Origin of the sequence: Rhodoferax ferrireducens, assembly GCF_049302455.1 — a bacterium.
Lineage (GTDB): Bacteria > Pseudomonadota > Gammaproteobacteria > Burkholderiales > Burkholderiaceae_C > Rhodoferax > Rhodoferax ferrireducens_B.
In genome coordinates, this window is sequence record NZ_JBAQMD010000114.1 from 16,099 (window position 1) to 39,760 (window position 23,662).

General features: G+C 58.8%; 22 protein-coding genes. 9 read left to right on the top strand and 13 right to left on the bottom strand.

The features are described 5' to 3' along the window. The first annotated feature begins 25 nt into the window (after positions 1-25). Together WA157_RS18505 and WA157_RS18510 are read left to right on the top strand one after the other, a co-directional pair. The gene (locus WA157_RS18505) at positions 26-1,024 is read left to right on the top strand and encodes an LLM class flavin-dependent oxidoreductase (protein WP_422622408.1); all 999 of its coding nucleotides are present in this window, start codon (positions 26-28) and stop codon (positions 1,022-1,024) included. Further along, entirely contained in the window at positions 1,021-1,299 is a 279-nt protein-coding gene (locus tag WA157_RS18510; protein ID WP_422622378.1) for a DUF4389 domain-containing protein, read from the top strand. The genes WA157_RS18505 and WA157_RS18510 overlap by 4 nt, the downstream gene beginning before the upstream one ends. 89 nt (positions 1,300-1,388) lie before the next feature. Here the strand turns inward: WA157_RS18510 and WA157_RS18515 are convergent, their stop codons facing one another. From WA157_RS18515 to WA157_RS18530, 4 genes are read right to left on the bottom strand one after another with little or no spacing between them, the layout of a single operon-like run. Then, on the bottom strand, positions 1,389-1,871 hold the full coding sequence (locus WA157_RS18515; protein WP_422622379.1) for an RDD family protein: 483 nt from the start codon (positions 1,869-1,871) through the stop codon (positions 1,389-1,391). Next, entirely contained in the window at positions 1,872-2,600 is a 729-nt protein-coding gene (locus tag WA157_RS18520; RefSeq protein WP_422622380.1) for a DUF3106 domain-containing protein, read from the bottom strand. 9 nt (positions 2,601-2,609) lie between these two features. Next, positions 2,610-3,047 carry a DUF3619 family protein gene (locus WA157_RS18525; protein WP_422622381.1) on the bottom strand — a complete coding sequence of 146 codons (438 nt, stop codon included), beginning with the start codon at positions 3,045-3,047 and terminating at the stop codon, positions 2,610-2,612. Further along, entirely contained in the window at positions 3,044-3,610 is a 567-nt protein-coding gene (locus WA157_RS18530) for an RNA polymerase sigma factor (RefSeq protein ID WP_422622382.1), read from the bottom strand. The genes WA157_RS18525 and WA157_RS18530 overlap by 4 nt, the downstream gene beginning before the upstream one ends. 291 nt (positions 3,611-3,901) lie before the next feature. Between WA157_RS18530 and WA157_RS18535 the strand changes: the two genes are divergently transcribed. The 7 genes from WA157_RS18535 (at position 3,902) to WA157_RS18565 (ending at position 11,464) form a co-directional block, all read left to right on the top strand. After that, on the top strand, positions 3,902-5,725 hold the full coding sequence (locus tag WA157_RS18535) for an acetolactate synthase 3 catalytic subunit (protein WP_422622383.1): 1,824 nt from the start codon (positions 3,902-3,904) through the stop codon (positions 5,723-5,725). 89 nt (positions 5,726-5,814) lie between these two features. Next, positions 5,815-6,306 carry an acetolactate synthase small subunit gene (gene ilvN / locus WA157_RS18540; RefSeq protein WP_011465595.1) on the top strand — a complete coding sequence of 164 codons (492 nt, stop codon included), beginning with the start codon at positions 5,815-5,817 and terminating at the stop codon, positions 6,304-6,306. 21 nt (positions 6,307-6,327) lie between these two features. Beyond that, the gene (gene ilvC, locus WA157_RS18545) at positions 6,328-7,344 is read left to right on the top strand and encodes a ketol-acid reductoisomerase (RefSeq protein ID WP_422622384.1); all 1,017 of its coding nucleotides are present in this window, start codon (positions 6,328-6,330) and stop codon (positions 7,342-7,344) included. Between the two features lie 70 nt (positions 7,345-7,414). Further along, complete coding sequence (gene pssA / locus WA157_RS18550; protein ID WP_422622385.1) at positions 7,415-8,227, top strand: CDP-diacylglycerol--serine O-phosphatidyltransferase; 813 nt, start codon at positions 7,415-7,417, stop codon at positions 8,225-8,227. A 101-nt stretch (positions 8,228-8,328) separates the two neighbouring features. After that, positions 8,329-9,048, top strand: coding sequence for a Crp/Fnr family transcriptional regulator (locus tag WA157_RS18555; protein ID WP_011465598.1), 720 nt, complete (start codon positions 8,329-8,331; stop codon positions 9,046-9,048). A gap of 20 nt (positions 9,049-9,068) precedes the next feature. Then, on the top strand, positions 9,069-10,154 hold the full coding sequence (locus WA157_RS18560) for a phosphotransferase (RefSeq protein WP_422622386.1): 1,086 nt from the start codon (positions 9,069-9,071) through the stop codon (positions 10,152-10,154). 59 nt (positions 10,155-10,213) lie between these two features. Beyond that, positions 10,214-11,464 carry an acyl-CoA dehydrogenase family protein gene (locus WA157_RS18565; protein ID WP_422622387.1) on the top strand — a complete coding sequence of 417 codons (1,251 nt, stop codon included), beginning with the start codon at positions 10,214-10,216 and terminating at the stop codon, positions 11,462-11,464. Positions 11,465-11,583: 119 nt separating this feature from the next. On the opposite strand, the gene WA157_RS18570 is transcribed toward WA157_RS18565, so the two are convergent. From WA157_RS18570 to WA157_RS18610, 9 genes are all read right to left on the bottom strand, one after another. Continuing rightward, the gene (locus tag WA157_RS18570; RefSeq protein ID WP_422622388.1) at positions 11,584-12,822 is read right to left on the bottom strand and encodes an HD-GYP domain-containing protein; all 1,239 of its coding nucleotides are present in this window, start codon (positions 12,820-12,822) and stop codon (positions 11,584-11,586) included. A 36-nt stretch (positions 12,823-12,858) separates the two neighbouring features. Further along, positions 12,859-14,049 carry a hypothetical protein gene (locus WA157_RS18575; protein ID WP_422622389.1) on the bottom strand — a complete coding sequence of 397 codons (1,191 nt, stop codon included), beginning with the start codon at positions 14,047-14,049 and terminating at the stop codon, positions 12,859-12,861. Next, positions 14,046-14,978, bottom strand: coding sequence for an ExeA family protein (locus WA157_RS18580; RefSeq protein ID WP_422622390.1), 933 nt, complete (start codon positions 14,976-14,978; stop codon positions 14,046-14,048). The genes WA157_RS18575 and WA157_RS18580 overlap by 4 nt, the downstream gene beginning before the upstream one ends. Next, positions 14,978-16,822, bottom strand: coding sequence for a secretin N-terminal domain-containing protein (locus tag WA157_RS18585; protein WP_422622391.1), 1,845 nt, complete (start codon positions 16,820-16,822; stop codon positions 14,978-14,980). Before WA157_RS18585 ends, WA157_RS18580 begins: the two co-directional genes overlap by 1 nt. Before the next feature lie 11 nt (positions 16,823-16,833). After that, on the bottom strand, positions 16,834-17,358 hold the full coding sequence (locus tag WA157_RS18590; protein WP_422622392.1) for a hypothetical protein: 525 nt from the start codon (positions 17,356-17,358) through the stop codon (positions 16,834-16,836). Beyond that, positions 17,355-18,008, bottom strand: a complete 654-nt coding sequence (locus WA157_RS18595; RefSeq protein ID WP_422622393.1) for a hypothetical protein — start codon at positions 18,006-18,008, stop codon at positions 17,355-17,357. Before WA157_RS18595 ends, WA157_RS18590 begins: the two co-directional genes overlap by 4 nt. Beyond that, on the bottom strand, positions 18,005-18,694 hold the full coding sequence (locus WA157_RS18600) for a PilN domain-containing protein (protein ID WP_422622394.1): 690 nt from the start codon (positions 18,692-18,694) through the stop codon (positions 18,005-18,007). The genes WA157_RS18595 and WA157_RS18600 overlap by 4 nt, the downstream gene beginning before the upstream one ends. 70 nt (positions 18,695-18,764) lie before the next feature. Continuing rightward, positions 18,765-19,862 carry a hypothetical protein gene (locus tag WA157_RS18605; RefSeq protein ID WP_422622395.1) on the bottom strand — a complete coding sequence of 366 codons (1,098 nt, stop codon included), beginning with the start codon at positions 19,860-19,862 and terminating at the stop codon, positions 18,765-18,767. A gap of 156 nt (positions 19,863-20,018) precedes the next feature. Continuing rightward, positions 20,019-23,525, bottom strand: a complete 3,507-nt coding sequence (locus WA157_RS18610; protein ID WP_422622396.1) for a DUF6701 domain-containing protein — start codon at positions 23,523-23,525, stop codon at positions 20,019-20,021. Between the last annotated feature and the right edge of the window lie 137 nt (positions 23,526-23,662).

The following is a 23,662-nucleotide window of genomic DNA, read 5'->3' on the forward strand; positions in this document are numbered from 1 at the left end:
TTTTGAATGACCTAACATGCTGCACATGATTCCCTTTTCAGTTCTCGACCTCTCCCCCATTGTGCAAGGTGGCGACGCGGCGCAGTCGTTTCGCAACACCCTTGACCTGGCCCAACACGCCGAACGCTGGGGCTACCAACGTTACTGGCTGGCGGAGCATCACGGCATGCCGGGCATTGCCAGTGCCGCGACTTCAGTGCTCATCGGGCACGTAGCGGGCGGCACATCCACGATTCGGGTCGGCGCGGGCGGCATCATGCTGCCCAACCATTCGCCGCTGGTCATCGCCGAGCAATTTGGCACCCTGGAATCGCTCTACCCTGGCCGCATTGACCTCGGGCTGGGCCGTGCGCCCGGCTCGGACCAGACCACCGCGCGCGCGCTGCGCCGCAACCTGGCGTCGGACGCCGACGAGTTTCCGCGCGATGTGGTCGAACTGATGGATTATTTTTCAAAGGAATCAATCAACCCGGTGCATGCGGTGCCCGGCCAGGGTTTGAATGTGCCGATCTGGATTCTGGGCTCCAGCCTGTTTGGCGCGCAACTGGCCGCCGTGCTGGGTCTGCCCTATGCTTTTGCCTCCCACTTCGCACCCCAGCAGATGATGCAGGCGATCGATCTGTACCGGACCAGCTTCTCGCCTTCGGCGCACTTGGCAAAACCCTACGTCATGCTTGGCTTTAACGTGTTCGCCGCCGATAGCGACGAAGAAGCAGCGCATCAAGCCACCTCCATGCAGCAGGCCTTTGTCAACCTGCGCAGCGGGCGCCCGGCCCGCCTGCCGCCGCCGGTAGCCGACTACGCCAACCGTGTCGGTCCGGCCGAGCGAGCCTTGCTTGAGAGCGTTTTGTCATGCTCGGCCATTGGCGCACCGGGCACCGTGCGCGCCAGCCTGAGGGCGTTTATCGAGCGCACCGGGGCCAATGAGTTGATGATCACGTCACAAATTTATGAACATTCGGCGCGACTGCGCTCTTATGAGATCACGTCCGGGATTTTTGCTGAAAAAAAGGAGAGACCATGAACGACTATTCGACTGAAACCCAGGCTCCGCGCAGCATCTGGGTGCGAGGCCTGCTGATGATTTTGATGGCCCTGGCCTACCAGTTGGCCAGCACCCTGCTGTTTTTTGTGGCAATCATTCAGTTTATTCTGGCGCTGGTGAGCCAAACACCCAACCCGCGCTTGTCAATGTTTGGTCGCAGTCTGGGGCGCTACCAGGCCCAAAATGCGAACTTCGTCAGCTTTGCGTCGGAAGAGTTGCCTTTCCCATTTGCCGAATGGCCGGCAAGCGATTAGGGCCCGTTCGAAAAAGGTTGTGCAAGCCATTCCTGAACGAGCCCTTGGTTAAAACCAACGTGAACGCAAGGCGAATTGCGTCTGGACTGCTACCGATTCAAGCGGGGCTTTGACACCAGCCGGGTGCCTGCCAGCACGTCGTGCCAGAACTGTTGTTGCGGCTGAAGACGACTCAAAATAGCCCAGATCACAACCCAGCCAATCACGATCACGGCAGATTCAGCGCCAGACAACTTGAACGGCGCAACGGCCGCCAACGCTGGCAAAAACCAGAGCCAGCAGAGCACATAGCGCAGCAAAGCCCGCGCTTGTGTGATGGGCTGACCGGCACGATCCACCACCTGGATGTTCCAGGTTTTCATGGCCAGGGTCTGGCCGTGGGACCAGAACCAGACGAAATAGATGCCGAAAATGACAAATAGAAACGCCTGCAGGGCATGACGGTTGTCCATGGCATTGCGCGTTTGGCTCAGGGTGCCAAAGAGATAGCCGGCGATGAAGACCACGCCGAACATCAACAGGCCCTCATACAGCCAGCAGGCCATGCGCCGGGCAAGAGAAGGGGTTTCCATTTAGTTTTGCTGCGTGGGTTTAGGCTCAGGCAGCGGCTTTGCACGCGGCAACAGGGTGTTGCGGTTCACCGCTGGATTGATTGCAGGTGCCTCAGACACTTGCTTTGTTGTTTGCTTGTGCAGGGGGATTCTCGTCAATTTTTCAGGGGCCGCAGGTTTGGTAGCCGCTGCCGCACCGGTCGGCCTGGGCGGTGCTGATTTGGCCAGCTTTTGTTTTTCTTCAGGACTGAGCGCTTGGTAGGCCTGCCATGTGGCGGCTTTTTGGGTCGGACTGAGTTGCTTGGTCTGGGCAAAGTTGAGTCTCGCCTGATCGCGCTGCTTGGGGCTCAGCGACGCCCATTCGGTCATGCGACTGTGCAGCTTGGCCTGCTCCACCGGCGCCAGGGCTGAATAATTCGCAGCAAGGGCGATCCATTTTCGCTTTCTGGCGCTATCCAGGGAACTCCAATGGGCCGCCAGGGGCCTGAGTGACAGCTGCTGCGCGGGCGTCAAATCTTGCCAGCTCGGTTGAGAAGACTTGTTCGGGGCATTTGACGTTTTGGTCGGCGCCGCCGGGCTGGACCGTTTGACCGCAGAGGCTGCCTGCAGGGGCGTTGCTGGCACAGCTTGGGCCCAAACTTGTGAGGTGGCCATGCCGAGCGCCAGGAAGCAAGAAATGGCGCCAAAAACCAGCGCACCAGCCTTGAAGGGGCGACTGAGCTGGTTGCCAACGAACGTGAAGATCGTCATGGTTTCAGTCTACCGATCCTGAGCGGCATTGATTTTGAGGAACTGCAAAAACCCCGGGTCTGCATAGGCCTCTGGTGGCAGGTCATCGGTCAGCAACGCTGCATCGATGTCGGCCAACTCGCGGTCGCGGTTGTCATCTTGAATGACATTGATGGCGATCAGGCCCACAACCAGGGCCAACAGTGGAATGGCCGCAGCCAACCGGCCCCACAAGCCGAAATGCTCCTTGCCAAACGTGACGCTCCCCTCACCACCCGACAACGCCAAGTCGCTCACGGCATACTTGAGCGCCATCTTGCGTTGGCCCACTGCCTGCACCCGAGCCGCGCGCAGACGCTCCGAAATATCATGCGGCAAACTGTCCGTGGCATCAGACAAGCGGGCTGTGATGCGAAAGCCCAAACGATCTTGTGCTAGTTGATTTTGGTACTGATACGAATTGGTCATAATGTGATTCCCCTCGCCCTCAATGCTTTGCCGAGGGCCCGAATTGCCCGCGAACAGTGCGTTTTGACACTGCCTTCTGAACACCCCATGGCCGCAGCAGTCTCTGCCACGTCCAACTCTTCCCAATAACGCATGAGGAAGGCTTCTCGTTGACGGTTTGGAAGCGCTTGAATTTCGCTTTCAATTTCATGCAAGGTTTGTGCCCGCTGTGTGGAACTCTCCGCACTTTCCGTTTGATCGGAGTGGTTTTGGGTGTTTAAAGTTTCCAGCAGGTCAAATTCGCCGTCTTCTCCTGCCGATTCAAAATCACTCAGATTGGAGAAAAGTGCATTGCGGGTTTTTTGGCGCCGAAACCAGTCAAGCGTGCAGTTGGACAGAATGCGTTGGAACAGCATTGGCAACTCGGCCACCGGTTTGTCACCGTAGTGCACGGCCAGCTTCATCATGCTGTCTTGCACGATATCCAGTGCGGACTCCACGTTGCGAACGTGGTAAACGGACCGTTTAAAGGCACGTTTTTCAACGTCTTTCAGAAAATCAGAAAGTTCTTGTTCAGAGGCCAAGAGGTGTTTACCTTGCGGCAGTGGTGACGCGTTGAAGAGAGATGCAAACCGGTTGACGTGACATCAAGTGCGCGAATTATGGCACCCGCAAATGATCTTTCCGGCAGATGGCATGGCATCCATTGGCGGCAATGCCATAATGCGTCTTGCAAATTAAAAGGCAAACGGGTCACGGTCCGGCGCAAGAATCACTGCGCCCATGGCTTTGGCTTTAAGTTCCGACGCGGCCCCACAAGTGTTTGCGAAGGAGCACCCAAGGTTTTTCGTCAGAGAAATTCACAAAGGTTCATCATGGAATTATCAAAAGCCCGAATCGCGTCGGCGGCGGCAAAGACCGCGTTAGCCAGTCAAACACCCACGACCCCAGTCAAACAGCTCGTTGCGACGTCAGACGAGAACGAACTTCGGGGTGCCGAGATTCTCATCAAGGCCTTGCAGGCTGAAGGCGTCAAGTACGTCTGGGGCTATCCCGGCGGCGCCGTGCTGCACATTTACGACGCGCTGTATAAACAAGACACGATCCAACACATTCTGGTGAGGCACGAGCAAGCAGCGGTGCACGCAGCCGACGGCTATGCACGCGCCACCGGCGAGGTCGGCGTGGCCCTGGTCACTTCAGGGCCCGGTGTAACGAATGCGGTCACCGGCATCGCCACCGCCTATATGGACAGCATCCCGATGGTGATTGTGTCGGGGCAAGTGCCCACCAGCGCCATCGGCATGGACGCTTTTCAGGAGTGCGACGCGGTGGGTATCACGCGCCCAGTGGTTAAACACAATTTTCTGGTCAAAGACGCACGCAATCTGGCCGAAACCATGAAAAAGGCCTTTCACATCGCGCGCAGTGGACGCCCGGGCCCGGTCCTGGTCGACATCCCGAAAGATGTTTCGTTCAAAAAAGTACATTACGCGGGCTACCCTGACACGCTGGAAATGCGCTCTTACAACCCGGTGCGCAAAGGCCATGGCGGGCAAATTCGCAAGGCGCTTCAACTCTTGCTGGCGGCCAAGCGGCCTTATATCTACACGGGCGGTGGCGTGTTGTTGAGCAACGCCTCTGATGAGTTGCGCACCCTGGTGGACATGCTGGGCTACCCCTGCACCAACACCCTGATGGGCTTGGGCGCGTATCCGGCCAGCGATAAAAAATTCCTTGGCATGCTGGGCATGCACGGTACGGTGGAAGCCAATAACGCGATGCAGCATTGCGACGTGCTGCTGGCCATCGGCGCCCGCTTTGATGACCGTGTCATTGGCAACCCCAAGCATTTCGCCCAGAATGAACGCAAGATCATTCACATCGACATCGACCCCTCAAGCATCTCCAAACGGGTCAAAGTGGATATCCCGATTGTGGGCGATGTCAAAGAGGTGCTGTCCGAAATGATCGCCATGATCAAGGAGGGTGCTGTCAAGCCCGATGCCAACGCACTGGGTGCCTGGTGGGACACGATCGAAGGCTGGCGCAAGCGCGATTGCCTCAAATACGATCACGGCAAGAATGATGTCATCAAGCCGCAGTTCGTGATTGAGACGCTCTGGAAAATGACCAAGGATGCGGATACGTACATCACCTCCGACGTGGGTCAACACCAGATGTGGGCGGCTCAATACTATCGCTTCGATGAACCACGGCGCTGGATCAATTCCGGTGGCCTGGGCACCATGGGCGTGGGCATTCCCTACGCCATGGGCATCAAGCTGGCCAAGCCTGACAGCGAGGTGTATTGCATTACAGGCGATGGTTCGGTGCAAATGTGCATTCAGGAGCTCTCCACTTGTCTGCAGTACAACACCCCGATCAAAATCCTGTCACTCAACAACCGCTACCTCGGTATGGTGCGCCAATGGCAGGAAGTTGAGTACGAGGGTCGCTACAGTCACAGTTACATGGATGCGCTGCCCAACTTTGTGAAGCTGGCTGAAGCGTATGGCCACGTGGGCATGCTGGTTGAGCGCGCGCAGGACGTGGAGCCGGCGCTGCGCGAAGCGCGCAAGCTCAAGGACCGGACGGTTTTCATGGATATCCGCACCGACCCGACCGAGAACGTGTTCCCCATGGTGAAAGCCGGCAAGGGCCTTACTGAAATGTTGCTCGGCTCTGAAGATCTTTAATCAACTTTAACTTTGGACGAATCTATTGTCTGCCAAGCTCTGCGGTTACCGCCCCAGGGGTAGGGCAACGAAAAGAGGAATCACATACCATGAAACACATCATTGCAGTCCTGTTGGAAAATGAGCCCGGCGCGCTGTCGCGCGTGGTCGGACTTTTTTCAGCGCGTGGTTACAACATCGAGTCGCTGACCGTGGCGCCAACAGAAGACGCCAGCTTGTCGCGCATGACGATTCAAACCGCTGGATCGGACGAAGTGATCGAACAGATCACCAAGCACTTGAACCGCCTGATTGAAGTGGTCAAGGTCGTTGATTTGACCGAAGGGGCTTACACCGAGCGTGAGTTGATGATGGTGAAGGTGCGCGCAGTCGGCAAGGAGCGTGAAGAAATGAAGCGCATGGCTGACATTTTCCGCGGCCGCATCATCGACGTCACCGAGAAGAGCTACACCATAGAATTAACCGGGGATCAGACAAAAAACGACGCATTCTTGCTGGCTATTGAACGGGGTGCCATTTTGGAAACCGTTCGCACCGGGTCGAGCGGCATTGGTCGCGGCGAACGTATTTTGCGAGTTTAATTTTTTACAACGGAGAGAGAAATGAAAGTTTTTTACGACAAGGACTGTGATCTGAGCCTGATCAAAGGCAAAACGGTTGCGATCATTGGTTACGGCAGTCAGGGCCATGCCCACGCCCAAAATCTGAACGACAGCGGCGTGAAAGTGGTGGTCGGCTTGCGCAAAGGTGGCGCTTCCTGGACCAAGGTCGAAAAGGCCGGTCTCAAGGTGGCTGAGGTGGCTGACGCCGTCAAGGCCGCCGACGTGGTCATGATCCTGTTGCCTGACGAGCACATCGCAGCGGTCTATACCGACGACATCGAGCCCAACATCAAACAAGGCGCCTCGCTGGTGTTTGCGCACGGCTTTAACGTGCACTACGGCCTGGTAACACCGCGCGCTGATCTGGACGTCTGGATGGTGGCGCCCAAGGCGCCGGGCCATACCGTGCGTGGCACCTATGTGCAAGGTGGCGGCGTACCGCAACTGATCGCCATTCATCAGGACAAGTCGGGCCGTACACGCGACCTGGCCCTGAGCTATGCCATGGCCAACGGCGGCGGCAAAGCCGGCATTATCGAAACCACTTTCCGGGAAGAAACCGAGACTGACCTGTTCGGCGAACAGGCTGTTTTGTGCGGCGGCACGGTGGAACTGATCAAAGCCGGTTTTGAAACCCTGGTCGAAGCCGGTTATGCACCTGAGATGGCCTATTTTGAATGCCTGCACGAACTCAAATTGATTGTGGACATGATTTATGAAGGCGGCGTCGCCAACATGAACTACTCCATCTCCAACAACGCCGAATACGGCGAGTACGTGACCGGCCCCAAGATCATTACCAGCGCCAGCAAAGACGCCATGCGCCAATGCCTGAAAGATATCCAGACCGGCGAATACGCGAAAAGCTTCATCCTGGAAAACAAGGCCGGCGCACCGACCTTGTTGAGCCGTCGCCGGTTGACATCCGAGCACCAAATTGAACAAGTGGGCGAAAAGCTTCGCGCCATGATGCCCTGGATCAAAAAGAACAAATTAGTTGACCAAACCCGCAACTAAGACGTACGACACTCCCGACAAAGGCCACTTCAGTGGCCTTTGTTACTATGAAGGTCTGGAGGCCAATTCTATGCATGACGGAAACGATTCAGACTTCACCGAGGTCGACGCCATCGTGGTGAGAAAGCGCCGCAAAGGCATTTATATTTTGCCCAACCTGTTTACGCTGGCGGCACTTTTTGGTGGCTTTTACGCCATTGTCATGGCGATCAATGGCCGCTTCGACCTGGCGGCCATCGGTGTTTTTTGTGCCATGGTGCTCGACAGCCTGGATGGCCGCGTCGCCCGCATGACCAACACGCAAAGCGCCTTTGGCGAGCAGATGGATTCACTCTCGGACATGGTGTCGTTCGGTGCCGCGCCCGCGCTCATCGCTTATGTCTGGGCGCTCAAGGGCCTGGGACGCTGGGGCTGGATTGCAGCCTTTGTCTATTGCGCGTGCGGCGCCTTGCGGCTGGCGCGCTTCAACGTCAACACAGCGGTGGTGGACAAGCGCTATTTTCAGGGTTTGCCGTCGCCAGCGGCGGCGGCCTTGCTGGCCGGGTTTATCTGGGTCATGACGGACATGGGCGTCAAGGGCGCCAGCGTGGCATGGCCCACATTCGCATTGGCTTTGTATGCCGGACTGACCATGGTGACCAACGTGCCGTTTTACAGCTTCAAAGATGTGCACATGAGAAAGAGCGTGCCGTTCATCGTGATTGTGCTGATTGCGCTCGGTATTGCCGTCATCAACATCGATCCGCCCATTGTGATGTTTGGCCTGTTTGTCGTCTATGGCTTCAGCGGCTACGTCATTTACGTGTGGCGCAAGACCAAAGGTTTGCAGACCAGCGTCATCAGTACCTCGACGCAGGAACCTGATGAAAGAGGACTTCATTAGTCAATGCTGCCGGGGGCGGACACGCAGGCGGCGTGCCTGGGCCGCAACGCTGGTCCCCGACGTGACAACGAAGCACTTATCAGTCACCCAAAGGACAGACCATGGAAGAACCAATCCTTACCATCGATGAACGTGCAGCGATCAATTCAGGTCGCTGGTTTTCAACCCTGTCGCCTTCTCTGCGACACGATATTCTGCGATGCGCTTACGTCAAACGATACAAGGACGGCGAACTCATCACTGCCCGCGGCGAGCCGCCGGAAGAATGGATTGCCTGTGCGCGCGGCGCCGTGCGGGTCAGCTCCACGTCCATCTCGGGCAAGCAGATCACGCTGACCTATGTGGAGCCGGGCATCTGGTTCGGCGATGTGGCGATCTTCGACGGCGACCGACGCACCCACGATGCCTACGCTCACGGCGAGACGACCATCTTGTGCGTCGCCAAGGCCGATTTCAAAAAGATTCTGGCGCACCATGCCGAGCTCTACGAGGCACTGCTGCGCCTGCACGCCCGTCGCATCCGCCAGTTGTACGGTCTGGTGGAAGACCTCAACACCCTGCCGCTGCGGGCACGCTTGGCCAAGCAGTTGCTGCACCTGGTGCGCAGCTACGGCGTGCCCTCGCTCAGCGATGGGCGCGAAATGCGCATCGGTCTGCAATTGGCACAGGAAGAACTGGCGCAATTGCTGGGTGCCTCCCGCCAACGCGTCAATCAGGAACTCAAGTCGATGGAGCGCGAGGAAACCATCCGGATCGAACCGGGTGGTCTGGTCATTCGCAACCGCGACGCCTTGATGCTGATCGCAGACGCCGATAACTGAACCCCCCAAAGCACAGTCCCATGAGCAATTTTGAGCATTTCATCGGCACGCAGGCCGTCTCCGAGAAACAGGCGTTTGATGTTGTCGCCCTGTCCGCCTGGCTGGATAGAAACTTGCCAGGCTTCTGTGGCCCGTTGACCGTCGAGTCCTTCAAAGGCGGCCAGTCCAACCCAACCTACAAACTCAACACGCCGGCGCAAAGCTATGTCATGCGCGCCAAGCCAGGGCCGGTCGCCAAACTGCTGCCGTCAGCGCACGCCATTGAGCGCGAGTTTGCAGTGATGAGTGGTTTGCAGGGCACCGATGTGCCGGTGCCGCGTATGTATTGCCTGTGCGAAGACGAAACCATCATTGGCCGGGCGTTCTATGTGATGGAATTCATGCCAGGGCGCATTCTGTGGGATCAAACCCTGCCGGACATGAGCACCCAGGAACGCGGCGCGATTTACAACGAGATGAACCGCGTCATCGCCGCCCTGCACACCGTCAAGTTCGCCGAGCGGGGCCTGGCGGCTTATGGCAAACCGGGCAACTACTTTGAGCGCCAGATCGGTCGCTGGAGCAAGCAATACGTCGCCTCCATCACCCAGCCCATCCCGGAAATGGACCAACTCATGGACTGGCTGCCGCAGCACATTCCGGCCATGGCGCGGGCCGAGCACATGGTCAGCATCGTGCATGGCGACTACCGCCTGGACAACCTGATGTTTCACCCGACCGAGCCGCGCATTGTGGCGGTGCTGGACTGGGAGCTGTCCACGCTGGGGCATCCGCTGGCTGATTTCAGTTACCACTGCATGGCCTGGCACATTCCACCCGGGGCGTTTCGCGGCATTGGCGGCCTCGATGTGGTCAGTCTGGGCATTCCCACCGAAGAAGAATACATCCGGCTGTACTGCGAGCGCACCGGGCTGACCACCCCCGACGCGCTCAAAGCGGACTGGAATTTCTACCTGGCCTACAACCTGTTTCGCATTGCTGCCATTTTGCAGGGCATTGCCAAGCGCGCGCAGATGGGTACCGCCGCCAGCGCGCAGGCAGTGAGCTCCGGCGCCGGCGCCAGGCCGCTGGCCCAGCTGGCCTGGCAATTTGCCCAAAAAGCCTGATCCCACATCACACCCTGACTTCAATCGAGCCCGTTCCAACTGATACAACCGGAGATCCCATGGACTTTGACTACTCCCCCAAGACAAAAGAACTGCAAGTCAAATTGCAGGCCTTTATGGATGACTACATCTATCCTTCAGAGGGTGCCTGGCACGCTGAAATTGAGGCCAACACCGCAGCCGGCAAACGCTGGACACCACTTGAACTCATCGAGGGGCTCAAACAAAAAGCCCAGGCGGCTGGCCTGTGGAACCTGTTCTTGCCGGTCGACAGTGCCGCCGCCTCGGGCTACCAGGGCGCCGGCCTGACCAATCAGGAATACGCGCCGCTGGCCGAAATCATGGGCCGCGTCCTGTGGAGCAGTGAGGTGTTCAACTGCTCGGCCCCGGATACCGGGAACATGGAAACCATCGCCCGTTATGGCTCCGAGGAAAACAAGGCGCGCTGGCTCAAGCCCCTGCTGGAAGGCAAGATTCGCTCCGCCTTTGCCATGACCGAGCCTGAGGTCGCATCAAGTGACGCCACCAACATCCAGACCCGCATGGAACGCCAGGGCGATGACTATGTGATCAATGGTCGCAAATGGTGGACCTCCGGCGCCGGTGACCCGCGTTGCGCCATTCACATCGTCATGGGCAAAACCAACCCGCAAGCCGAGCGTCATGCCCAGCAAAGCATGGTGTTGGTCCCCTCCAATACGCCCGGTGTCACGGTGGTGCGCTCGCTCAATGTCATGGGCTTTGATGACGCACCGCACGGCCACATGGAAGTGCTGTTTGAGAACGTGCGGGTGCCAGTCAGCAACATCCTGCTCGGTGAAGGCCGCGGTTTCGAAATCGCGCAAGGGCGCCTCGGCCCGGGCCGCATTCACCACTGCATGCGCCTGATTGGCCAGGCGGAGCGGGCACTGGAGTTGATGTGCAAGCGCGTCACCAGCCGGGTTGCTTTTGGCAAGCCGATTGCCGCGCAAACCGTGACGCAGGAGCGCATTGCCGAAGCCCGCTGCAAGATCGATATGGCCCGTCTGCTCACCCTCAAAGCCGCCTGGATGATGGACATCGCTGGCAACAAATTTGCCAAGAACGAGATTGCCATGATCAAGGTCGTGGCGCCGAGCATGGCCTGCCAAGTGATCGACTGGGCGATGCAGGCGCACGGCGGCGCCGGCATGTGTGATGACTTCCCGCTGGCCTACGCCTACACCAACGCCCGCACCCTGCGCTTTGCCGATGGGCCGGACGAAGTACACCGCAACGCCATTGCCAAGCAGGAACTGCGTAAATACGCAGCCGCGCCCAAGCCCGTTTGACCGCCTGTGCCGAGCGGCTGTCAAACTGGGGGATCAAGCGCCACCGTGTGGCGATTGATCCTGAATTGATAGCGACATATCTATATTTAACGGGGGCTACAGCCTGTTTTTATATAAAATCACCAGGGCGCACTCGGCAGGCCTGACCACAGTTCGTTGAGGTCAGGAAAATGCCATTTGGCCGGGTCTTCACGCGCGGCTATTTTTTCACTGGTGTCGGGACTGGACAGGTCGATCAGCTGCGGCACGATGCGCATGTTCGATTTGGTGGAGAAAAACACCTTGACACGAGGTGTCGTCAAGGACTTGCTGGTCTGTTCGGTCACCACGCCAATGCGCCCGGAGCTCAAGCGCACCAGTGAGCCGACCGGGTAAATGCCCATACCCTTGACAAAAGCCTGAAACACCTGGGGGTCAAAATGGCCTTTGGTCCACTCGGCCATTTTGCGCAAGGACTCGGCCGGATCCCAACCTGACTTGTACGGCCGGTTGGAGGTGATGGCGTCATACACGTCGCACACCGCACCCATCCGGGCCCAAAGGCTGATTTGATCGCCTTCGAGCCGGTCTGGATAACCGGATCCATCCATTTTTTCATGATGATGCAAGCAGACCTCAATGGCGATCGGGTCCACATTGACGCCGCCCAGCAGCATCTTGTGCCCTTGCACCGCGTGGCTCTTGATGATGGTGAACTCCGCATCGGTCAGTTTGCCCGGCTTGTTGAGCACGTCCATCGGCATCACCGCTTTGCCCAGGTCATGCAACAGCCCGGCCAGGCCGGCGGAACGGGTCTGGGCTTGATCCAGTCCCAATTGTTTGGCCAGTGCCACCATCATGGCGCACACCGCCACCGAATGCATGTAGGTGTAGTCGTCCGCCGTCTTGAGCCGGGCCAGGCTGATGAGCGCACCGGGGTTGCGCGACACCGAGTCCGATATTTCTTCCACCAGCAGTTTGGCGCCGCCCACGTCCACGGCGTTGCCCATGCGGACTTCTTCAAACATGGAAACCACGGCTTGTTTGGCCTGGCCACAAATTTTGGCGGCGCGTTCAAGCTCTTGCGCCGCCGAGACCGGTGCCAGTTGACGCTGGCCGTTGGCTATTTGTTTTAGCTCATCTTCCACCTGGGCCTCAGACTCGGCCTCGGACACCGCCGCTTCACCACTCGCCACGTCCAAGCCTTTGTCGCAGTCAATCCAGACTTCCTTGATGCTGCTGCCCACAATTGACTCAATATCTTTCGGGTCTTTGAGGACAAAACTGGTGCGGAAAAAAGGATGCTCCATCCAAGAGCCGCAAAACTCCTGCAGGTGCATCCCGAGGGTGAGTTGATGAACACTGATCCGTTTAAGCATGAAGGTTTTCCCGCCAGGCAAGTTGGTGTACAGAACTCAGTGTGCACGCAAAGGCACGCCCAGCTGACGCAAATAGCTGGCCACTTCAGGACTCAAAGCACCGCCGTCGCGGGCCTTTTCTGCCAGTTCGGCCGCAGCGCTCGTTTGTCCCTGAGCGGCCAGCGAGACGGCCGCGCCCAGCATCCAGCGGGGTTCGTTGGGTCGCAGTTTCAGGGCCATCAGATAGGCGGCGGCCGATTCCGGGTGCTGCCCGAGGCGCTGCGCCGCGTTGCCCCGGATCGCCCAGATATCCGCAACATCCGACAGCAGCGGCTCCAGGCGGGTCAGCAGCACCAACACCTGGCTCACCCGGCCTTCTGCCAGTTCCATGCGCGCGAGTTCGCGGGCAATGGAGGCGATGACCGACATGCTGCCCGACGGCGCGCCGGCAAGGTTGGCGCGCTCGGCAAGTATCAACGCCTCGTGCAACAGATCAATGGCGGCCGAGCGCGAACCCGCGTTCCAGAGTTGCTGGGCTTGCGCCAAGGCTTCCTGCGCGACGGGCGAGCGGGCTTGGCTCTGTGGCGCTGTCAATGGGGTCGATGCGATCACCTTGGAGGCTGCAGTCGGGACCTGCAGCGGCTCACTCGGGGCTGAGGGGCTCAAAATCGGCCCGGACGCGGTTCGGGGCGTGCCAGCCGCAGGGGGGCGAGTTGCCACCGCAGGACTTGGCGCATGCTGGAGCAAATTGTCCATCTTGAGCGAAAAATTGGCGTGGTCTGCGTCTGGCTTGGGCGCAGGCACAGATGCGGGTACGGGCAATTTGGCCGACTCCGGACGAGACACAAGGGCCGGCTGGGCGGCCACGCTGAGCGGGGCCGGAACCACCGGGGTTGACGTCACAGTCAAGCTGTTTGTCACCAAGGGGGCAGAGGGTGAAACCGGGGGCGCAACCGGCTTTGGCTGTGGTTTGGCGCTCATGGCAAGCGGTGTTGCTGGCACCGGGGGCTGCGCCGGGGCGGCTTGATTCAGATACCACCAGGCCGCCACACCACCCAAGGCCAGAACGGTCGTGACCAGTTGCACTGCGCGACGCAGCGATTGCGCCTTGAGTCCCGACTGCCCAAGGCTCTTCACGCTCAGCGTGTCGCGCACGACACCCATGCGCGTGTCCGGGGCTGGAGCCAAGCCAGGGCGCTCGGCCTGGCGACTGTCCAGGTCGCGCAACATTTTATTGATCACACTCACAGCGCTGCTCCCTGCTGATCATTCTGAACTTTCCGACCCGGCCCGCGTAACTTCCATGGCAGCCAGCGTGATAACCAGGACAGCGGCGCCAGCGCGCGTACACCGGGCGTGTCCGAGCCAGCCAAGGCTACATGCTGGCGGTTCACACGGTGCACATTCTCACCATAAGCCAGCATCAGACACTTATGCGCCAATATATTGACCAGCCTTGGCACACCACCGCTCAGGCGCGCCATCAACTGCGCCGCCTCCAACTCAAACACTTGGGTATCGGTGGCCTCACCCAAGGCGGCCGTCGCCAGGCGGTGCGCCAGATAGGTCGGCACACAGTGCACCGTCATCGGCCCGAGGTATTCGCTAAAGGTGATGCGTTGCAGCAATTGACGGATTTCAGGGCGCGACAGCTTGTCGTCAAGTTCGGGTTGACCCAGCAACACCAGCTGCAACAACTTTCGTTTTTCGGTCTCCAGATTCGACAACAGGCGCAAGCTCTCCAAGGTGCGCACGGGAATAGCCTGCGCCTCGTCAATACAAACCACCACCCTTTGACCCGCCTCGGCGTAGCCCAACAGACAGTCCCGCAAAGCGTTGTGCACCTGGTAGCGGGTCAATTTTCGGCCCTCCAGGGTTTGTGACACGTCAATGCCCAGCTCCTGCATCAAGGTCATCAACAAATCATCCGGCCCCATATCCGGGTTCGGGATGTAGGCGGTGACACATTCGCCCTGCAGCGTCTTGAGCAATTGGCGGCATAACACGGTTTTGCCGCAACCGACTTCACCGACAATTTTCAGAAACCCTTCACCACTGCGCAGCGCCACCAGCAGCATGTTGAGTGCGGCCTGCGCGCCTTCATGGGCGTAAAAGAAGGCACTGTCGGGCGTGATGGAAAACGGTGCCTCACGCAGCGAAAAATGCCGCAAATACATCACCGCGCCGGGGTTCTGGGCGCGCCTTCTTGCACCGTGCCGTCAATGCGGATCACGCGGGCGCGCACTGAATCGATATCGTCCAGCGCCGCGCGGGTACGCCGGGTTTGCGCTTCCCAGTCTTGCGCGGTGCGGATGATGGTGGGCTTGATCAGCACCACCACTTCTTTTTTGCGCCCGGTGTTGGCGCGGTTGCCAAATAAAGTAGAAAACAAAGGCACGTCGCTGGTGCCGGGCAAGCCCGAGGACTTGCGGTTGGACTCAATCTGCATCAAGCCGCCAATGGCGACAATGTTGCCGTCCTGAATGCGTACCAGCGTGTCGGTCTCATTCATGCTGCTGGACGCCAGTGGCAACACATAATTGCCGGCGCTGCCCAGATCAATCTGCTTGGCTTTCTCGCTGACCGTGGTCACCGATGGATGAACGTGCAACATGATCTTGGTGCCTTCATCAATCTGCGGTGTCACGTCCAGCGAAATACCGGAAAAGAACGGTGTCAGGGTGATGGACGGCATGGTCACGGTTGCGGTCGAACCCGTGGTGACGTTCGACGTCGAGCCGCCCGATACATTGGTCACAAAGAAATCTTCGGCCCCGACCTTCAGCACCGCCTTCTGATTGTTCAAGGTCGCAATACGCGGACTGGAAAGTATCTGCACATCGCCCTGGGTCTCCAGGAAACCGAGCACCGCCTGGAAGCCATCGGTGGCGAAAGCCAGCCCAAAAAGGCCAGTACCCGCTGCCGGCAACGAGATGCCGTCGGCCAGCAACGCAGACCCAGCAGAAAAGCCCGGCAGGTTGGACTGCACACCGCGCACCAGGGTATTGCTGGACGTGGCGGCAGAGGTGTTGCCGCCGATCACGCCCATGGCCCCGGTCGAACCGCCACCATTTTTCAAAGCCGACCAATCAATGCCGCTCTGATAGCCATCGCGCAACTCGACCTCCACAATTTTGGCTTCCAACATCACCTGGCGCTCGACCGCAATCTGCGCCGCCTTCAGAAATTTATCGACCTGGCGCAACTCGTCGGGCATGGCATGCACGGCCATGATGCCGGCCTGCGGGCTGATCACGACGCTGCGCCCGGGACCGGCGCCAACCAGGCCTTTGACCGCTTGCGTCAACTCGGCCCAAAAATCGGTCTTGGACGTCGTGGTGACACGGCTGCCCTCGCCCTGCTGGCTGCTCGATGTTGGCTGCGTAGCACCGTTGGTCGTACCGCCAGACGAGCTCGACTGCAGCGCGGCCCCCGGCGACACCCGCAAGTCACTGTTACCCACCCGCTGGGAATGCGGGTAATTGATGGTGAAGATCCGCGTCTGCAGCGTCGGCCCATAAACCGTGATGCGCCGACCCTCCATCTTGAAGTCGTAGCCATACACGTCACGAATGGCCTCCAGCGCCTCCAGCACCGTCACACCGCGCAGCGTCACCGACAAAGTGCCCGCCACATCAGGGTGCATCATCATGCTGTAGCGCGTGTCGGCCACGATGGCCAAAAAAACCTCGCGGGCCTGGGCGTTGTTCACCAACAAATCCAGCTTGGGCTCGGGACGCATGGCCACCGCGGGTGGTGCTGGTTCGGCCAGCGCGTCACTGATACGCGACGGCACAAGCACCGGTTTGGCAGGCCTGGCCGCCTCGCCGACGGCCAGATCCGCACGGATGGCCTCGCCCACATCAGGCGTGCGCAGTGGCCGCTCAGCCGCACAACCAGCGAGCAAGGTCACACCCATCGCCAGACACAGACCGGGCAAGGCACCTGCTGGTGACCAAGCGGCATGGCCAAGTCGGTTGGGCTGGAAAATAGTCATCATGGTGTCGGTTTTTCTAGTCATTGGAACAGACCTCAGGGTCGAACGCCGACGCAAGGGGCGACTGAGGGCGATGTATTTGGGGAACCGGATCTATTTGAAATTTGGCTTGGACTGCGTGCCCTGGCTGCCTTTGACGCCCCGGATGCCGCGCTCGCTTTGACCGCCGGGCGCCTGTTCGATCCGTCCGCTGCGCAGCCTGCGTTCAGCGCGGGCGCTGCCGCCGCACGCCGCTCAATGCCGGCAAAGAGGGGCACCTTGCGCAGCACACCGCGTTCGCGCAACCAGACTTCGGTCTCCGAAATGCGCTCAATGCGCGCCTGGCCCAGCTTCTCGCCCGGCGCATAAAGACGTGTGCCCACCGCCAGATACGAGCGCCCGTTGCGCACAATCACAGCCGTGGCGCTTGAATCAAAGCCGATGGTGCTTGCGCCAGCAGGCGCACCAGCCACAGCCGCCTCGGCCGGCGGCAGCGTCGGGTCACGCAGACTCTGGGCACCGGCCGCGACGAACGCGGCCCCAAGCAACACACCCATCAAGCAGTGCAGCGAACGCGTCATGGCTGCACCTCCAGCAAAAACAATTGCAGCGTGAGCTCCGGCGGCAACTTGTCGCTTTTGACCGTCATGACACCCCAGCGCACCTGCGGCATCTCGTTTTCCAGCGTCTGAACGTATTGCGTCAAATCAGGGTAAGCGCCCGACACCGTCAGTTCGATGCCCTGGCGCGTCAGCCCAACCGGCAGTGCCGCCGCGCCAGCGGTTTGCCCGGGCTGGATGCTGCTCACCTCAGGCGCCACGGCCGAAGTGCGCACCAGCGTCAACCCGGCATGACGACGCAACAAATGGCTCAGCGCCTGCGCCAGTGGCGTGGCCCGGGCGGTGCCCGGCAAGACCTCTTTGATGGTCTGGTTGACTGAATCAAGCTGCATCTTGACGGCAGCAATTTCATCGCGCGCTGCCCGGCCGACATCCGCGGGCTGGGCCACCGTTTTCAACTCATCACGCGCACGCTGCAAATCAGCACTTTGTTTCTCGAAGCGCTGCGTCAATTGCCTGTGCGCCACCTGCGCTGGCGACAACCAGAGCACATCGGCCAGCGCCATGCAGCTCGCAATAACGGCCAAGAACAAAAACACCCGCTCGCGCAGACTCAAGGCGTTGATGCGCCCGGACTGCACGCCCCACCAGCTCTTCCACCAAAGCTTCATGGTTTGGCCCCCGTTTGTGGGGCTGGCTTGCCCAGCGCACTGACCAGGCTGAATGACCACATCGGTCGCGCCGTAGAAGCGCTGGCAGAGACCGCCGCAGGCACTGCCGTGCCAGCCAGGGTTTTCAGCACCGCGGCGCTGGCATGCTCCACCTTGACGGTTGACAACTTTTGTCCTTCCAGCAGCGGGCTGGCCGCCAGCTTGGCTACCCAGTCATTGAGTGCGGCGGGATCCAGCGTAAAGCCAGTGAGCGCCAGCTGATTGTCATCGGCCTTCAGGTCCGTGACCCACACTTGTGCCGGGATGCTGCGCGCCACCAACTGCAAGCGTGCAGCATGGCCCCAGCCAGGTCGAAACAAACCGCGCTGCAGCGCTTCCATCAGACTCTGGCGTTGCTGCAAATCAAGCTTGTGGCCCTGCAACTGCTGCGCCAGGGCGGCTTCCAGCGGGCCTGAGCCAAGCTTGCCCTGCTTGATGGCAGCCTGCAAACCCTCCAGTTCTTGCGCCTGGGTTGCCAGCGTTTTCTTGAAACCTTCGCTGGCGGTGTTCAAGCTCCAGACCCAATAGGCGCACAGACCACCCCCCAACAGCACAAACACCGCCAAAGCCTGCGCCATGGTTTGCGCCGAAAAGTAACGCTTTTGCGTTAACAGAATCGGGGTACAGAGGTTGATTTGCTGGGACATGAGAGAAGTTGGGGGATAGGGTGGCTACGGGCGTCTGGTTAATCGTAGGGTGAATTCCGGGCTGGCCCCGTCAGAGCTTGCGACTCTCGGTGCGCATCAAGACACCCAGCAAGGGCAAGCACAACGCCTGGCCATCCGCTGTCGCCTCCTCACCACCTGGAAACCAGGCCGCTACGTCCAGCGCGACCACCGCCTGCCCCAACTGCGCTGCCAACCACTGGGCCAGTTCCTCACTGCGCCCGCCGGCATAGACGCGCAAGCCATGGAGCGGCATGCTCGACCACGTGCGATCCCACACATCCAGCGAACGCTGCACCTCGACCAAAAAGCGTTGTGCCGACGCATCGGACCCACTCACGCCGGGCGGCGCCGAGCGATCATTGAGCTGTCTGCCCGCATAGTCATGGCTATACGCGTTTCGTTCTCCGTTGTAGTCCGGCACGTAGTCCTCCACGGGGGTAAAGGCAGCGGCATCAGGCGCATCAGCTACCGATACCCCACTACCCTGCTCCCACGCGGCTTCAAAAAAATCCTCCGGCAAATCAAAACTGCGCGTGTAAAACAGCTCGTCATTGGCACTGATGGTGAGCACCGCTTTTTGCCCATTCACCAACACTAAGGCCGCGTTGGCCCGCTCGGCACGGCCATCGCGCGCGGCCAGCGCATTTTGCAGATTGCGCTGCGCGGTTTCCTGAATGTCGATCACCGACACCGACCAATGCATGCTGTCACCCAAATCAAGCACCTCGCGCATCACCGCATTGGTCGCAGCCACCACAAACAGATGCCCCTTACCTTTTTGCTGATCGTCACCCACCCGCATCACATCCAGCGTGACGTCGTCAATATGCGTATGAATCATGTCCCGAATCTGGTAACGGGCGGCCGAACGCAACTCTTCAGGCGGCACCGCGGGGGTGTCGATCTGCAACAACTGGTACTGCTCGGGCCGCAACATGATGCGAGCCTCAAACCCCTTCAGGCCCAGAGCCTGCAGGCGGTGCACAAAAGCCTCCGTGCTGTCGGTGCCTTGACGCTCGACCCCCAGCTTCAGAACTTCATAAGTGCCGTCCTGACGCGCCCGTGCCAGCACGTAGGCCAGCGTATGACCCGACCAGGAGACGACCAATTGATCGTCAGAACTTTTGCGTTGCCAGGGCCAGCGCATGGTCAGGCGGGCTTCTGCCAGAGGGGCTTTGTCATGTGGGGAGCGGTTCCAAGAATGGAGGAAGAATACATGAAGCTATTTCGCTCTTATTTTAGTAGCTCATGCCGCATACAGGACGGGGGCTAACCCTATAAATTTCACAAGAAATTGGCATTCTCAATAATTTTCACGGCGGTAGATGAGAGGGCTTTTGTAGATGCCGAAGGTGGCACGGCCAAACATCCTGGGACTGACACCGCAAGCAAGACCGCCGTCAGTCATCAGCCAGCTCGGATTCTTCAGGCAGATGTCTGCACTGCCGGCGACATTGGGTTTGTTGAATGTGAAGGTTTTCACCCCACTACCCACCGTTACCAAGCCTGGACTTTGCACGGTAACAGCCGCAAGAGGTCCTTTGACGATACTCACCTCAATGTCGATTGACGTGTCAAAGCGGGTCACGCTATCCGTCGTACTGAGCACCCAAGCCTCTGGAGCATTTTTGTAATATTGAACCGACACCGTGATGGGAAGCGGCAACAACTCAGATCCGTAAACATTCGGAATTTTGATGCGCCCACTTACCACTTTGACGCCGCCTTCGACCGAACTCGTTGCGGGAGATCGCAAGGACGAAACACTATCTGCATCTATGGCTCGGACATAAACATCTGTCGGCACCGTCGGTGACGTAGCGAACGCGAACACTGGCGAAGCTGCGCCAGTCACAATTGCTTTACCAGCAGTAAAACCAGAGGCCGATGCCGATGTAAAAGTCGGTTGGCCCGTGCCGCCTGTCGGAATCGCGGCGCCGCCACTGGCGGCGGTCGCGCTCAAAGTAACAGCCTTGGCAAAGGCTCCCTGATAGTTGCTGGTCTGAGCGTTGGTCGCATTCTTGGCCAACACAGTCACCGTCTTGAATACTTGGCCCGAATAAACCATCTCTGTGATGGGAGCGGCACACCCCGCACCCGGAGCACAAGACATTGGTCCTGCTACAACCGTATCAAAATGATCGGGAATGAAACGCCCAAGATTGCCGGTTGTTCCAGTTGTGGTCAACGCATTTCCCAGGAACGTGCTGTTGGTAGCAGTCAGCGTAATCACCCCCACCTCGCTCCAAGACAAGTTGCCTATCGTGGAAATTCCATTACCAAAACTGCTGCGCAGTATCGAAGTAGTGCCGCCCAACGAACCGTCCACCGCACCGACACTGGTGGGCGCCACACGGGTATGAGTCAGACTCACGGTTTCGGTTGCATTGTTCGAGCCAGATCCAAAGCTGGGAGTGGCTGTGCCGCCGAAGGCGCGTGCAGTCACCGTCGCTTTGAACGATTGACCCGCCTTGGCAAAGACGCTACCGCCTCCGGTCAGACCAGGATCGGCGGGTGGCGTGGTGCAATCACCGACAACAGAAGCTGCACAGGGCATCACTCCAAAGTCGTAGGGTTTCACGACGAACCCTCCTGCTGGCAGGGATGACCCCGTCAACACGGCGGAATTTACCGTCTTTCTGGCCCAGAGCGTTACCTTGCCCACATCGCTGTAAACAAAAGTGAAGGGAGCGTTGCCATTGGCATCAAAGGTCATATTGACCGGTGTCGCACTTGAATGGACGCCATTGTTATTGCGCGCAATGAGAGTGGCAGTACCCGCGTTCACGCTCATCAGGTCGGCGGCATAACACGTCGCCGGATCGTTGCACTCATAGCCAAGATCGACCGACTGCGTCCCAGTCAATGCCGTTTGGCACGCCATGGTGGTGGCGTTGGTCTTGACCGCCCGCAAGTAATAGGCGCCAGATGCGACGCCCGCAACTTGGGTGGGAACAGTCGCCGCAGCGCCATTGGCGGCGGCGGAAAAGATAAAACCAGCCGTGTTGAAAGTGGTGGAACAACTGCCGCCTGAACAAGTCGTCAGGTTAGTCGCTGGCGTGGTTGCGCTAGTGAGGGAAACCGTGACCACTGTGCCATCCGTTGCAGCCGGATAACTCAGCGTCGTGGCGCCCACACCCGCAGTCAGGGCCGCCACGCCTATCGTCCCGCCGGTGGCGGCCAGATTGGCTGTTCCCGTCACGCCGGTTGCAACGCTGGCGCAAGGATTGGAGCTATCGGCACAAGCGGTAACGATTACCGTCGTCGGCAGGCATGTGATACTGGTAGCCGGCAGGGATAATTCGTAGTGGTCCGGCCCGGCGGCCGCGCAAACCCGCGCCGTCCCGTCCCAGTTTTTTCCAGCATTCTCATTCGTGAAAATACTGCTCACATCACCATTGCTCAAAACACCGGAAAAAACCTTGACCTCATCCAACGAACCCTGCAAATACTTGGGCGATTTACCGCTGCTGGTGTTTTCAATTCGTCCAATGCTTGAGAAAGGCTTGGTAACCACCCCGGCTTCTGACTTCACCTGTTGCTGAAAATTGCCATCTACATAGGCTTTGGTGGCGCCGCTACTGGCATCTCGGGTCAATACAATATGATGCCATTGCCCATCGTTGATCGCGTCAGTTGACTTGGCCCCGGTTGTGTTGCCCTTGGTGATGCCGATACGTCCATTGTTGTCCAGCCAGCCCCAAAAAACATCATCACCGCCACCGTCTTCTTCAATCCCCGTCACACCCGGTGCCTGCCACATCGTGTTATTGCCGACCTGGGTGGTCTTGATCCAGAAGCTCATCGACGCTGTGCCGGAGAGTGAATCACTCAGACCGTTGACAACAACATACTGATTGACACCGTCAAAATTTCCAGCTTTGCAGACCTTGCCTGCACTGTTATTAACACCGTTAAAGGTCGTGCCGTTGGCGCCTCCCGAGACCGTGTTTTTAACTTCACCCGACGTGCCCGTGTATTGAGCCGCTTCATCAAATCGGTAGTCTGCCAACGTGACTGGGGCGGCAACGCAAATCCCCGGCGTTGCATAGCCACTAGAGTTATTGACGCAATCAGTCGTGCAAGAGGCACCCGACTGGCAGCAGACTCCGCTGACTGAAGCATGCCATCCAAGATTGATATTTTTGTTTATATCGACGGTGATGCACTGATTGACTTTTGCATTAGAAGACCACAGATTCACATCATTATTGGTGCTATTCACGTTGCCGCCGACTTGGGTACCGCTTTCAAGCGTGACTTTGTCTCGGGCCGTCACGTTGCCACCAACACTGCTGTTTGAGCTTTTCAAAATGACGCTGCCATTGGTGCTGGTGACATTGCCAGCGACCGAGGCACCGCTTCCAAGTTCGACTTCTTCTTTGGCCGTCACGTTGCCACCTACTGAAACGTTCGCGCTATTCAGTGTTACCTTGCCCTTGTTGCTGGTCACATCTCCCGTGACCTTGTCGGCTGACCCGATGGTGATGTCGTCGCTTGTCGCTGTCAGACTCCCTCCGAATGTGCTGCTGCCGCCGCTGGTAATTTTTTTGGCAACTATGTTGAAACCGCTGGCCGGGCTGCTGGTGTTGATGTTGTTGCCGCCGACTTTCAATTCGTTGGTGATGGTGAGCGTGGTGTTGGCGTTGGTCACGACGATGTTGTCGCCCCAGCTCAGGCTCAGGCTTGAACAAGTCACGCTGGTACTTGAGTCGGAAGTGCAGCCGCTAGGTAGCATGCCACCAGGCAAGGTGTAAGTGGCAGCAGCAGCAAGTCCACTGAACAGCGCCGCCATCGACAGTACAGCCATGCGCCGGCCCCAGCGCCGTGCCCAGTCCGCCTGCGGTTGACGAGCTGGCGGAGCGTATTGACTCGCGCACCCGGAAACTGCTGTTAAATAAATAGCATACAACGCACGACAGGTAGGGGTTAGAGGCTTATTTATCA

Excerpts from the sequence above, each read along its gene's own strand:
- WA157_RS18505 (WP_422622408.1), top strand. The coding sequence starts at position 26 with ATGATTCCCTTTTCAGTTCTCGACCTCTCCCCCATTGTGCAAGGTGGC.
- WA157_RS18510 (WP_422622378.1), top strand. The coding sequence starts at position 1,021 with ATGAACGACTATTCGACTGAAACCCAGGCTCCGCGCAGCATCTGGGTG.
- WA157_RS18515 (WP_422622379.1), bottom strand. The coding sequence starts at position 1,871 with ATGGAAACCCCTTCTCTTGCCCGGCGCATGGCCTGCTGGCTGTATGAG.
- WA157_RS18520 (WP_422622380.1), bottom strand. The coding sequence starts at position 2,600 with ATGACGATCTTCACGTTCGTTGGCAACCAGCTCAGTCGCCCCTTCAAG.
- WA157_RS18525 (WP_422622381.1), bottom strand. The coding sequence starts at position 3,047 with ATGACCAATTCGTATCAGTACCAAAATCAACTAGCACAAGATCGTTTG.
- WA157_RS18535 (WP_422622383.1), top strand. The coding sequence starts at position 3,902 with ATGGAATTATCAAAAGCCCGAATCGCGTCGGCGGCGGCAAAGACCGCG.
- ilvN (WP_011465595.1), top strand. The coding sequence starts at position 5,815 with ATGAAACACATCATTGCAGTCCTGTTGGAAAATGAGCCCGGCGCGCTG.
- ilvC (WP_422622384.1), top strand. The coding sequence starts at position 6,328 with ATGAAAGTTTTTTACGACAAGGACTGTGATCTGAGCCTGATCAAAGGC.
- pssA (WP_422622385.1), top strand. The coding sequence starts at position 7,415 with ATGCATGACGGAAACGATTCAGACTTCACCGAGGTCGACGCCATCGTG.
- WA157_RS18555 (WP_011465598.1), top strand. The coding sequence starts at position 8,329 with ATGGAAGAACCAATCCTTACCATCGATGAACGTGCAGCGATCAATTCA.
- WA157_RS18560 (WP_422622386.1), top strand. The coding sequence starts at position 9,069 with ATGAGCAATTTTGAGCATTTCATCGGCACGCAGGCCGTCTCCGAGAAA.
- WA157_RS18565 (WP_422622387.1), top strand. The coding sequence starts at position 10,214 with ATGGACTTTGACTACTCCCCCAAGACAAAAGAACTGCAAGTCAAATTG.
- WA157_RS18570 (WP_422622388.1), bottom strand. The coding sequence starts at position 12,822 with ATGCTTAAACGGATCAGTGTTCATCAACTCACCCTCGGGATGCACCTG.
- WA157_RS18580 (WP_422622390.1), bottom strand. The coding sequence starts at position 14,978 with ATGTATTTGCGGCATTTTTCGCTGCGTGAGGCACCGTTTTCCATCACG.
- WA157_RS18585 (WP_422622391.1), bottom strand. The coding sequence starts at position 16,822 with ATGACTAGAAAAACCGACACCATGATGACTATTTTCCAGCCCAACCGA.
- WA157_RS18590 (WP_422622392.1), bottom strand. The coding sequence starts at position 17,358 with ATGACGCGTTCGCTGCACTGCTTGATGGGTGTGTTGCTTGGGGCCGCG.
- WA157_RS18595 (WP_422622393.1), bottom strand. The coding sequence starts at position 18,008 with ATGAAGCTTTGGTGGAAGAGCTGGTGGGGCGTGCAGTCCGGGCGCATC.
- WA157_RS18600 (WP_422622394.1), bottom strand. The coding sequence starts at position 18,694 with ATGTCCCAGCAAATCAACCTCTGTACCCCGATTCTGTTAACGCAAAAG.
- WA157_RS18605 (WP_422622395.1), bottom strand. The coding sequence starts at position 19,862 with ATGCGCTGGCCCTGGCAACGCAAAAGTTCTGACGATCAATTGGTCGTC.
- WA157_RS18610 (WP_422622396.1), bottom strand. The coding sequence starts at position 23,525 with ATGGCTGTACTGTCGATGGCGGCGCTGTTCAGTGGACTTGCTGCTGCT.